We start from the raw sequence: 10,890 nt of genomic DNA, 5'->3' as shown, positions 1-10,890 counted from the left end.
ATAAAAAAGCCGGCTTGTGGCCGGCTTTCCTTGAGAGGTCGGGGCTTACTTCTGGTAAGCCGCAACCGCTTTAGTGATTTCTGCGCGGGCGGCGTCGGCGTTGCCCCAGCCTTCCACCTTCACCCACTTGCCTTTTTCGAGGTCCTTGTAGTTCTCGAAGAAGTGCTTGATCTGCTCCAGCAGCAGGGCCGGCAGGTCGGTGTATTCCTTCACGTCCACGTACAGCTGGGACAGCTTGTCGTGGGGAACGGCGATCAGCTTGGCGTCGCCGCCGGCTTCGTCGGTCATGTGCAGGACGCCGACCGGACGGGCGCGGATGACGGAGCCCGGCGCGACCGGGTAGGGGGTCACGACCAGCACGTCCAGCGGGTCGCCGTCGTCAGCCAGGGTATTGGGGATGTAGCCGTAGTTGGCCGGGTAGAACATCGGGGTGGCCATGAAGCGGTCGACGAACAGGCAATCGCTGTCCTTGTCGATTTCGTATTTGATCGGCGCATGGTTGGCCGGGATTTCGATCGCGACGTAGATGTCGTTCGGCAGGTCTTTGCCAGCCGGGATCTTGCTGTAGCTCATGGTCGACTCCCTGGAATGGGCCAAAAAAAGTGGGCGGATTATATGCACATTCAGGGGGCGTTGCTACGCCGCCGTGTTCATCCGTTGGTCGTGTCCCGGTAGGCCGGGTCCTCGGCCTGGAGGCGGGCCAGGCGGGCGCCCGGGTCCTGCCGGTAGAACAGCCGCAATTGCGCGTAGACCCCGGGGTAGGCGGCCTGCAGCAGGTCGGGAGCGGTGAAGAAGTATTCGCTGGTGACGGCGAAGAACTCCGCCGGGTCTTCGGCGGCGTAGGGGTCGATGGGCAGCTCGGCGTTCTCGTCTTCGTCCAGGCGGGCATTGAGTTCGTCGTAGACGCTCTGCATCGCCTCGGCCCAGTCGGACTGGCGCATGTCGCGGTGCAGCGGCGGCAGGCCGTTGGCGTCGCCGTTGAGCATGTCCAGCTTGTGGGCCAGTTCGTGGATCACCAGGTTGTAGCCTTCCCAGCCGCCGCTGGCCTGGATGCCCGGCCAGGCCAGCACCACCGGTCCTTGTTGCCAGGCTTCGCCACTGCGCTCGTCGTCCCATTCGTGGACCACGCCGGTGCTGTCGCGGTGGCGCTGGGGGCTGACGAAGTCGTCGGGATAGATCACCAGTTCGTGGAAGCCCTGGTACCAGCCCAGTTCCTCCAGGTGCAGCAGCGGCAGTTGGGCCTGAGCCGCCAGCAGCAGGCGCTCGCGGGCGTCGAGCTGCAGGTCGCCCAGCAGGCTCAGATGCTTCTCGGCGAGGAACAGCACGCTGCGCTCGCGCAGCCGGGCGTCTTCCTCCGCGTCCAGGCCATCGAGGATCGGCAGCGTCTGGCGCACTTCGGCCCAGAGGGCATCGTCCACCGGGTGGCGGGCCAGGAGGCGGCGGCGCCGCCAGTTGCGGAAGAAACCCATGGGGCGACCGTCAGCTGTGCGAAACGTCGCTGGCTTCGGCCGGGCGCAGGCGACGGTGCAGGAAGCCGAGGATCATCGGCAGCAGCGACAGCAGGATGATGCCGATCACCAGCAGCGAGAGGTTCTGCTTGATGAAGGGCACGTTGCCGAAGAAGAAGCCCAGGGTCACCAGGCCGCCGACCCAGAGGATGCTGCCGGCGACGCTGAAGGCCACGAAGCGGCCGTAGGGCATGCGCCCGACGCCGGCGACGAAGGGGGCGAAGGTGCGCACGATGGGCAGGAAGCGCGCCAGGGTCACGGTCTTGCCGCCGTGGCGGTCGTAGAACGCGTGGGTGCGCTCCAGGTAGTCGCGGCGGAAGATCTTCGAATTCGGCCGGCTGAACAGGCGCTCGCCGGTGGTACGGCCGATCAGGTAGTTGGTGCTGTCGCCGAGGATGGCGGCGCTCATCAGCAGCAGCGCCAGCAGGAGCGGGTCCATGGCGCCGTTGGCACACACCGCGCCGGCGATGAACAGCAGTGAGTCGCCCGGCAGGAAGGGCGTCACCACCAGGCCCGTCTCGCAGAAGATGACCAGGAACAGGATGGCGTAGATCCAGGTGCCGTAGTTGGTGACCAGCAGGTTCAGGTACTGGTCCAGGTGCAGGACCAGGTCGATCGGGTTGAATTCCATGGGGCGCCTTGAACGGGAAAACGGAGGCGGCCGGTGGCCGGGCGAGCGGCATTATAGGGGCAAGGGCTGGGCGAGCGGCGAGCTTCCGTCGAGGGTTTTCCGGCATGAAGGCTGCAGCTGTTTCCATTGTTTTCCACCAATGGAGGCCCGCCCATGGCGCTGCAGCTGCTGGAACATCCTGCTCTGAGCCTGGCCCAGGGCCACGGGCCGGACCTGCCCCAGCAGGCCGCCCGCGCTCGCGCGGCCTGGGTGGCCGGCCATCGGGGGCGGCCGCCGTCGCTGATGCTGGTGCTGCTCTGGGCACGGCAGTGCCCCAATGTGGTGCAGGTGCTGGACCACCACCTGGACGCGCTGTTCGCCGACTACGCCTGCACCCCGGAGGGCTGGAGTGAGGTGCAGGCCGCCCGTCAGGTGCTGGCGGCGCTCAACCTGCGGCTCTACAAGCACGGCCAGGCCGGTGCACGCCTGCCCGAACTGAGCGCCGGCCTGGTGCTGGCGCAGGACGGCCAGCTGCATTTCTTCCAGGCCGGTGCCGTGGGCCTGGCACGGGTCCATCGCGGCGTGCTGGAGCAACTGCCCGGCCACGAAGGCGGGCTGGGAGCCCAGCCCGAGCTGGCGGTGGTGCAGCACAGCCTGCCATTGCGCATGGGCGAGCCGTTGTTGCTGGCACCGCAGCCCTTGCTGCAGGTGGCTGACCTGCAACGCTTCCAGGCTGATTGCGCCGAACTCGCTCCCGGGCGCCTGGGCGAGGTGCTCGAACCGCTGCTGGCGGCCCCCGGTGCGGCGGCCGTGCTGTTGCCCGGCGCCGCCGACCAGTTGCCGGCGCCCACCCCGGGCAACAGCTGGCCGGCGGTTCCGGATGCCGCGCCCGGCCTGCAGGTGGACGGCTGGACGCTCCAGGCCGCCTGCGCCTACGGGCCGCCCGGGCGGCTGTTCCGCGCCCGGGACGACATCGGGCGCGAGGCCCTGCTGTGGCTGGCCGAAGGCCCGGCCGACGAAGCCTTCTGGCAGCGCGAGTGGGTGCTGCGGCGCAGCCCGGTGGCCAGCCTGCCTCAGGTGCTGTCGCCCCACCGGCCGCGCCGGCATGCCTTTTTCCTGTTCGAGCCGCCCCCTGCCGGCGTGCGCAGCCTGGCGGACTGGATCGGCAGCCAGGGACCGTTGCCGCCTGCGACCCTGGTCGCCCTGCTGTGCCAACTGATCGAAGCGGTGCGGGCCTTGCAGCGGCGCGGCATGCAGGGGCTGTGGCTGAACCCCCGGCAGATCCTGGTGGGGGATGACGGTCGGGTGCTGCTGTTGCCGGAGTTCGCCGCGATCCTCCCTGGCGTACAGCGCCAGCCGGTCCCGGTTCAGGCCGTGCCCCTGGCCCCGGAGCTGCGCCATGGGCGGGCGGCGGACGGCTCGGCCGACCAGTTCGCCCTGGCCGCGCTGTGCTACTGGATGCTCAGCGGACAATGGCCTGAAGTGGCGCGCCCCGAGGGTGGGCAGGCCAGTCGCTATGTGCCGCTGGCGAGCTTTCGCGGCGGGCTGCCGGAGGGCTGGGACGGTGTGCTGGCGCGGGCCCTGGCGCCCCAGGCGCGGGCGCGCTTCGAGGCACTCTCGGAGTTCCAGTTGGCCCTGGAGCGTGCCCTCCAGGCCGCGCGCCAGGCCCCCACGCCGCGCGACGGGCGCAGGGTGCGCCTGGCGCTGGCGGGGTTGCTGGCGGTGCCGGTGGTGATCGGGTTGTGGTGGGGGCTGAGCCTGTGAGGAGCGGGCTCAGTCGCCGATGGGCAGGATGTAGTTCTTGAACTGGCTGTCCTCGCGGAAGCCGATGGACTCGTAGACCTTCTGCGCCACTTCGTTGTCGGCGCTGGTGGACACCCGCATGCGCACGGCGTTGGTTTCCTTGGCCATCTTCTTCGCGGTCTGCAGCAGGCGGTCGGCCACCAGTTGGCGACGGGCGTCCTCGGCGACATAGATGTCGTTGAGAATCCACACGCGCTTGAGCGACAGCGACGAGAAGCTCGGGTAGAGCTGGCAGAAGCCCAGCAGCTTGTCCTCGTCATCGGCCAGGGCCAGGTAGATGATCGATTCCTTGCGCTTGAGACGGGTCTCCAGGAACTTGCGCGAGGAGTCCGGGAAGGGCAGCTCGCCGTAGAACTCGCGGTACTTCACGAACATCGGGCTCAGCAGGTCCAGATGCTCCAGGGTGGCTTGGACGATGCGCATGGGAAGACCTCGGCGTCGGTAGGAATACGGGAACGGAATGCAGGTGCCATGCCAGCACCGTCCCGATGCTGCCTCAAAATTTGGCTGCCGCGCAATCGCGGGTCATAGGCCTGTCTGGTGAAGGTGAGCGCGCTGTTAAGGGGCTGCCGATGCCAGGGTCCCATGTGTTAGCGCAAAACGAGCGGCGCCCGCTCGGCGGGAAATGTTCCGGCAGGACACTGCGGCAATGCGCCACAAGGCCCGCGTTCCGTGATCCGGGGCTTCGGTGCTAGAGTCGCCGCCCATGAAACGGACCCCTCCCACCCGCTCGTTGATCGCCTGGATGCTCTATGCCTGCGTCCTGCTCAACGCGCTCGCCTGCAGCGTCCACCACGGGCAGGCGATGGGGTTGGAATTGAGCGGCCTGGGCGGTGCCTTCTGTTCCGCCCATGGCGAATCGGGGCCGGGTTTCGGCGACCTGCCGGGCGAGCTGTCGAAGCTTGCCAGTGCCGGCTTCAACTGCCCGATGGGCTCGGCCATCACCCTCGGCGTCATCTTCTTCCTCGGCCTTTACTGGCTGCAGCGCCAGCGCACGATCCCGCGGCCGACCCGCGAGCGCCGCTGTGCGGCCCCACCGCGAGAACGCTGGCCTTCAGCCAACCCCCGCGCCTCCCCCTGAGTTTCCGGCTCGTCCCCTGCGGCCCGCCTGCGCGTGGCCGTCGCGTCCTGCCGCCCGTGCATCCGTCCGGCGCGGCCTGATCCACCTGATCCGGAAAATCACGATGTCCCTTTCTGCCCGTTCCACCGACCGCCGTACTCCCTTCACCCTCGACCGCAGCCAACTGCGCTGGCGCCAGGCCTTCGCCTTCGCGGCCGGCCTGGCCCTGTGCAGCGGCCTGCAGGCGGCCGAGCACGTCCACACCGCACCCACAGCGGCCAAGGACAGCGACGCCCATGAGCTGCAGCCCACGGTCGTCACTGCCGTGCAGCAGAGCTCGCCGCTGACCGTGGTGGCCGACCCGAAGGACGCCCGCCAGCCCATCCCCGCCAGCGACGGCGCGGACTACCTGAAGACCATTCCCGGCTTCGCCGCCGTGCGCAACGGCGGCACCAACGGTGACCCGGTGCTGCGCGGCATGTTCGGCTCGCGCCTCAACCTGCTCACCAACGGCGGCCAGATGCTCGGTGCCTGCCCGGGCCGCATGGACGCCCCCAGCTCCTACATCTCGCCGGAAACCTTCGACCGCCTCACCGTCATCAAGGGCCCGCAGACCGTGCTCTGGGGCCCCGGCGCCTCGGCCGGCACGGTGCTCTTCGACCGTGAGCCGGAGCGCTTCGGCGAGCTGGGCAGCCGCGTCCACGCCAGCGTGCTGGCCGCCTCCAACGGGCGCTTCGACAAGGTGCTGGACGGCGCCGTGGGCAGCGAGCTGGGCTACCTGCGCTTCACCGGCAACCAGTCCCAGTCCGACGACTACGAGGACGGCAACGGCGACACCGTGCCCTCGCGCTGGCGCAAGTGGAACGGCGACGTGGCCTTGGGCTGGACCCCCGACGAAGACACCCTGGTGGAACTGACCGCCGGCCGTGGCAACGGCGAGGCCCGCTACGCCGGGCGCGGCATGGACGGCAGCCAGTTCCTGCGGGAAAGCCTCGGCCTGCGCTTCGAGCGCAGCAACCTGGGCGGCGTGCTCGACAAGCTGGAGGCGCAGGTCTACTACAACTACGCCGACCACGTGATGGACAACTTCCGCCTGCGCAGCCCCAACCCCTCCAGCTCCATGCCCATGCCGATGGCCTCCCAGGTGGACCGCCGCACCCTCGGCGGGCGTGTCGCCGCCACCTTCAAGTGGAGCGACGTGGAACTGGTGGCCGGCCTCGACGCCATGCGCAGCGAGCACCGCAAGCGCGCCTCGCGCTATTCGATGATGAGCGGCCAGTTCACCGACGCCGACCAGTTCCCCCGTGTGCGTGATGCGCTGATGCACAACTACGGCGCCTTCGGCGAGCTGACCTGGTACGCCGCCGACCGCAACCGGGTGATCACCGGCGCCCGCCTGGACCACGCCCAGACCCTCGACGACCGCGCCACCGTGGGCCGCATGAACATGGCCAACCCCACCTACGGCAAGACCCGCTCCGATACCCTGCCCAGCGGCTTCATGCGCTACGAGTACGACCTGGCGGATGCCCCGGCCACCCTCTACGCCGGCCTCGGCCACGTGCAGCGCTTCCCCGACTACTGGGAGCTGTTCTCCCCCGGCAGCGGCCCGGCCGGTTCGGTCAACGCCTTCGACGGCGTGAAGCCGGAGAAGACCACCCAGCTCGACTTCGGCGTGCAGTACAACGACGGCGACCTGGAAGCCTGGGCCTCCGGCTACATCGGCCAGGTTCGCGACTACATCCTGTTCACCTACACCCCAGGGATGATGGGCGCCACCTCCCGCGCCGATAACATCGACGCGCGCATCATGGGCGGCGAGCTGGGCGCGGCCTACCGCCTGGACGACAACTGGAAGGCGGACGGCACCCTGGCCTACGCCTGGGGCAAGAACAGCTCCGACGGCCGTGCACTGCCGCAGATGCCGCCGCTGGAAGCGCGCCTGGGGCTCACCTACGAGCAGGACGCCTGGAGCGCCGGCGCCCTGTGGCGCGTGGTGGCCGCGCAGAACCGCGTGGCGGAGAAGCAGGGCAACGTGGTCGGCCAGGATTTCGACAAGAGCGGCGGCTTCGGCGTGTTCTCCCTCAACGGCGCCTACCGCCTGACGTCCAACCTCAAGGTCAGCGCCGGGGTCGACAACCTCTTCGACAAGGCCTACTCCGAGCACCTCAACCGCGCCGGCGACGCCGGGTTCGGCTTCCCCGCCGACCCCGAGGCGATCAACGAGCCGGGTCGCACCCTGTGGACCAAGGTCGACTTCAGCTTCTGATCACCGTTCGATAGCGGGCCTGGCGGCCCTGTGGAAAGATCGGGCGGCGCCTCCAGGGCACCTCTGAATCGTTGGAGGTGCCCTCGCAGGGCGTTGCCAGGAGCTGCCATGACCCGCTTTCTGATCACCCTCGCGACCCTGCTGGTCGCCCTCTACCTGCTGCTCTGCGCCGGGCTCTACCTGTTCCAGCGCCAGCTGCTCTACGTGCCTCAGCCGCGCACCCTCGACGCGCCGGGCAGCACCCTCGAACTCACCCGCCCCGAGGGACCGCTGCAGGTCACGGTGCAGGCCCACGACGGGCCCCGGGCGCTGCTGTACTTCGGCGGCAATGCCGAGGACGTCTCCCTCAACCTCCCCGAGCTGCGCCAGGCCTTCCCCGACCGCGCGCTGTACCTGATGCACTACCCGGGCTACGGCGGCAGTGCCGGCGAGCCTTCCGAAGCGCTGATCGTGCGCGACGCCCTGGCCCTGTTCGACCAGGTGCAGGCCACGCACCCGCAAGTGGATGTGGTGGGGCGCAGCCTCGGCTCCGGGGTTGCCGTGCAGGTGGCCAGCGCGCGGCCGGTGAGGCGGTTGGTGCTGGTCACGCCCTACGACAGCATCGAGGCGGTGGCGGCGGAGCGCTTCCCCTGGGTGCCGGTGGGCTGGTTGCTGAAGGATCGCTACCGCTCGGTGGACCGGGTCGGTGCCCTGCGGATGCCGAGCCTGCTGTTGGTGGCGGTGCAGGACCGGGTGATTCCCCCGGCCCACGCCGAACGCCTCGTCCGGCACTTCGCCCCCGGTGTGGCGCGGCTGGAGCCGCTGGAGGGCGTGGGGCACAACGACATCAGCCTGCACCCGCGCTACTGGGCGCTGCTGCAGGAGGCCCTGCGCTAAGAAGGGGCCGGGGGGTGCGGCTCAGGCGTAGACGCTGATGCCGCCCTTGGCCTGCAGCCAGTCGCGGTAGGTTTCCAGGGATTGGGTCTGCTGGTTGCCGTTCACCCCGACGAAGGACAGGCCGCCGCCCAGGTTCTTGTCCAGCAGCTTCTGCACCTGGGTGAGCAGCTTGGCTGCATCGTCACGGTCGAGGCTGGAAACGTCGGGCAACTGCAGCTTGGCGCCGCCGCTGCCGTTGAGCCCGGCCTGGCTGGCCTGGGTGGCGTTGGTGATGACGTTGCCGGTGTCGCCGGCCATGGCGTTCATCAGGCCGCCACGGCCCTGGGCCACCAGGTTGGCGGCGAGCTTGCGCAGGTCGGCAATGGGATCGGAAGGCGTCTGCGGCTTGTCGGTGGTGCCGGACGTGCCGCTGTTGCCGGCCTTGTTGCCAGCCAGCGAGGCGAGGTAGCCGGCCAGCGGCGAGTTGTTGTTGATGAGGGTCATGGGTGGATTCCCCGAATTTGCGGACACCCGCGTTCAGCATAAAGCGGGCCAGGTGGCTGCAAGCCAGGCGTGGCAAGGGGTGGCGCGTGTCGCGTGCCGGTCGGGGCGGCGTCGGCTTGCCGGCACCGGGCAAGGCCTTGCCGGGTTGGCCAGGGGCCAGCAACTGACGCCGGCCCCGGGAGCCCGTATCATCGCCGCCCTGTTTCACTGCCGATGGACCTGCTGGATGCTGTCTGCCGTCAAGCGCTACACCGCGTTGATCTCCGGAACCCTGGTGCGCTGCTTCCCGCGCACCACCGCCTACCTGCGTGCCGAACGTGAGGCCGCCGAAGCCGCCCAGGCCCTGGCTCGTGCCCAGGCACAGCAGAAGAAGGCGCGCCCGCGCGGGCGCAACAAGAAGGCCAGCGAAGGCAAGGGCCGCACCACCGCCCGCAAGTCCGCCCCCAAGGAACCTGGCGGGGCCCGCGAGGCCGTCGAGGGCCCGAGCGTCTACCGCGCCGCCGCGCTGCCCCGGCGCAAGGGCGCCGAAGAGGCGATGCGTGCGCGGGTGGCCGAAGCCGTCGCGGTGGGTGTGGTGGCGGCACCGTCCGACGAGCAATGGGCGATGATCCTCGCCCGTGGGCCGCTGACGCGCATCTTTGCCGGCGCCGGCTCGGGCAAGTCCACCACTCTGTTGCTGCGGGTGGTCTACCTGCTGGCCCACCTGGGCGTCGACCCGGCCAAGCTCACCGTCATCTCCTTCACCAACGCCTCCTGTGCCCAACTGCGTGAGCAACTGATGCGGGTGCTGGCGTTCTGGCAGGTGCCCTTCGACGCAGCCCAGGCGCGCCAGTGCGTGCGGACCTTCCATTCGGCCATGGGCGTACTGGCCAAGAGCGAGATGGGCGTGAGCGCCTGGTTCGAGCAACTGGACAGCCGCGATGCCGGCGACGAGCCGGACAACCCCCTGGCCGCCGGCCGTCTGAAGCCGTCCCAGCAGCGCCTGCTGCAGGAGGCCTACCACGCCTGCTACGCCGAGGACGTCGGCTTCCGCACGGCGGTCCACGCCCTGCTGGGCCTGGAGCCCGATGCGGTGCTGTCGAAGACCCCGGAAGGCCCGTTGCGCCTGGCCGGCGAGCTGGGACCGATGGCCCTGCCGGAGGCGTTCCACGTGCAGGCCGGGTTCATCGAGAGCCTGGGGTTGCGGGTGGATGCATTGCAGCCGGACGCCCTGGCCTGCCCCCAGCGGGACCAGCAGTTCATCCGCGCGCTGCAACCCTTCTGGGCGCGTTTCCAGGCGCTGTTGCGCCAGCGCGGGCTGGCCACCTTCAACATGGCGTTCTGCGAACTCACCGAGCGGCTGGAAAAGGGCGGGCTGAAGCTGCCCGCGCTGGTGCCGCTGACCCACCTGCTGATCGACGAGTTCCAGGACATCTCCCCGCAGATCGTCCGCTGGCTGCGGGCCGCCCACGAGCGCCTGGCGCAGGCCGGGGAGACCCCGAGCCTGATGGCCATCGGTGACGACTGGCAGTCCATCTACGGCTGGCGCGGCAGCTCGCCGGAGCTGTTCATGGACTTCGACCGCCACTTCGCCAAGGGGCGCGGCAAGAAGAGCGCGGTGCTGCGCCTGGAGACCAACTACCGCTCCATCGACGCCGTGGTGCGCGACGGCGAGGCGGTGCTGGGCGGCGTGGCCTTCAAGCAGGACAAGACCTGCCGCGCCGTGCGCGAGGCCCGGCCGGGTGACCATGGCGTGCGGCTGGTGCAGGGCTTCGAACTGCCCGGCGGCTTGTCGGCGCTGGTGGCCGAGCTGCAGGCCCAGTGCGCCCATGTGGCCGGCCTGGAGCGCGCCGAACGCACGCCTGTGCTGCTGCTCGGCCGGCGCAACGACACCCTGCGCACGGTGCAGACGGCGCTGGAGTCGGGGTTGCCGGTGAAGGCCCTGACCATCCACCGGGCCAAGGGCTTGCAGGCGGAGGTGGCGGTGATCGTCGACGACTGCCAGCCGCCGGAATCCCACCCCCTGCGCAACGCGCTGTACGCCCACAGCGGCTACTTCCGCAACAGCTACGACCAGGCCATGCGCGACGAGAACCTGCGCCTGGCCTACGTCGCCATCACCCGCGGCGTGAGCCGGGTGATCTGGTACTGCCGCCGCCCCCAGGGCGCCACCGCCGTGCTGGCCGCCCGCGCGCCGGATCTCTGAGCGCGTGAGCCTGATAGTGGTGCTGGCAGCTCCGATGGTGGGCTGAAGCCCACCCTACGGTTCAGGCCGTAGCCGGGGTTTCAACCCTGCCTTGAA

General features: G+C 69.6%; 10 protein-coding genes. 5 read left to right on the top strand and 5 right to left on the bottom strand.

The window, feature by feature from the left end; translation table 11 throughout:
• Positions 1-45 precede the first annotated feature (45 nt).
• The 3 genes from ppa to A7D27_RS26020 all read right to left on the bottom strand — a co-directional run bounded on the left by ppa (position 46) and on the right by A7D27_RS26020 (position 2,139).
• Positions 46-573 carry an inorganic diphosphatase gene (gene ppa / locus A7D27_RS26030; RefSeq protein WP_069563117.1) on the bottom strand — a complete coding sequence of 176 codons (528 nt, stop codon included), beginning with the start codon at positions 571-573 and terminating at the stop codon, positions 46-48.
• Positions 574-650: 77 nt separating this feature from the next.
• Positions 651-1,469 carry a zinc-dependent peptidase gene (locus A7D27_RS26025; protein WP_069566576.1) on the bottom strand — a complete coding sequence of 273 codons (819 nt, stop codon included), beginning with the start codon at positions 1,467-1,469 and terminating at the stop codon, positions 651-653.
• 10 nt (positions 1,470-1,479) lie between these two features.
• A complete protein-coding gene (locus A7D27_RS26020; protein ID WP_069563115.1) occupies positions 1,480-2,139 on the bottom strand; it encodes a DedA family protein in 660 nt (219 codons plus the stop codon).
• Between the two features lie 153 nt (positions 2,140-2,292).
• On the opposite strand from A7D27_RS26020, the gene A7D27_RS26015 reads away from it, so the two are divergent.
• Entirely contained in the window at positions 2,293-3,882 is a 1,590-nt protein-coding gene (locus tag A7D27_RS26015) for a protein kinase (RefSeq protein WP_069566575.1), read from the top strand.
• A 9-nt stretch (positions 3,883-3,891) separates the two neighbouring features.
• Here the strand turns inward: A7D27_RS26015 and A7D27_RS26010 are convergent, their stop codons facing one another.
• A complete protein-coding gene (locus A7D27_RS26010) occupies positions 3,892-4,344 on the bottom strand; it encodes a GNAT family N-acetyltransferase (protein WP_069563113.1) in 453 nt (150 codons plus the stop codon).
• A 283-nt stretch (positions 4,345-4,627) separates the two neighbouring features.
• Here A7D27_RS26010 and A7D27_RS26005 point away from each other — a divergent pair, with 283 nt between their 5' ends.
• The 3 genes from A7D27_RS26005 to A7D27_RS25995 all read left to right on the top strand — a co-directional run bounded on the left by A7D27_RS26005 (position 4,628) and on the right by A7D27_RS25995 (position 8,126).
• On the top strand, positions 4,628-5,002 hold the full coding sequence (locus A7D27_RS26005) for a DUF2946 family protein (protein ID WP_069566574.1): 375 nt from the start codon (positions 4,628-4,630) through the stop codon (positions 5,000-5,002).
• Between the two features lie 103 nt (positions 5,003-5,105).
• Positions 5,106-7,250, top strand: a complete 2,145-nt coding sequence (locus tag A7D27_RS26000) for a TonB-dependent copper receptor (protein ID WP_069563111.1) — start codon at positions 5,106-5,108, stop codon at positions 7,248-7,250.
• Between the two features lie 108 nt (positions 7,251-7,358).
• A complete protein-coding gene (locus A7D27_RS25995; protein ID WP_069563110.1) occupies positions 7,359-8,126 on the top strand; it encodes an alpha/beta hydrolase in 768 nt (255 codons plus the stop codon).
• A gap of 21 nt (positions 8,127-8,147) precedes the next feature.
• Here the strand turns inward: A7D27_RS25995 and A7D27_RS25990 are convergent, their stop codons facing one another.
• Positions 8,148-8,609, bottom strand: a complete 462-nt coding sequence (locus tag A7D27_RS25990; RefSeq protein WP_044402383.1) for a hypothetical protein — start codon at positions 8,607-8,609, stop codon at positions 8,148-8,150.
• A 226-nt stretch (positions 8,610-8,835) separates the two neighbouring features.
• Here A7D27_RS25990 and A7D27_RS25985 point away from each other — a divergent pair, with 226 nt between their 5' ends.
• A complete protein-coding gene (locus tag A7D27_RS25985; RefSeq protein ID WP_069563109.1) occupies positions 8,836-10,794 on the top strand; it encodes a DEAD/DEAH box helicase in 1,959 nt (652 codons plus the stop codon).
• Positions 10,795-10,890 lie beyond the last annotated feature (96 nt).

The sequence above is a fragment of the Pseudomonas sp. 1D4 genome (genome assembly GCF_001728925.1).
Lineage (GTDB): Bacteria > Pseudomonadota > Gammaproteobacteria > Pseudomonadales > Pseudomonadaceae > Metapseudomonas > Metapseudomonas otitidis.
The sequence above is the reverse complement of the archived record's forward strand: the minus strand, read 5'-3'. Positions and strand labels throughout refer to the sequence as shown.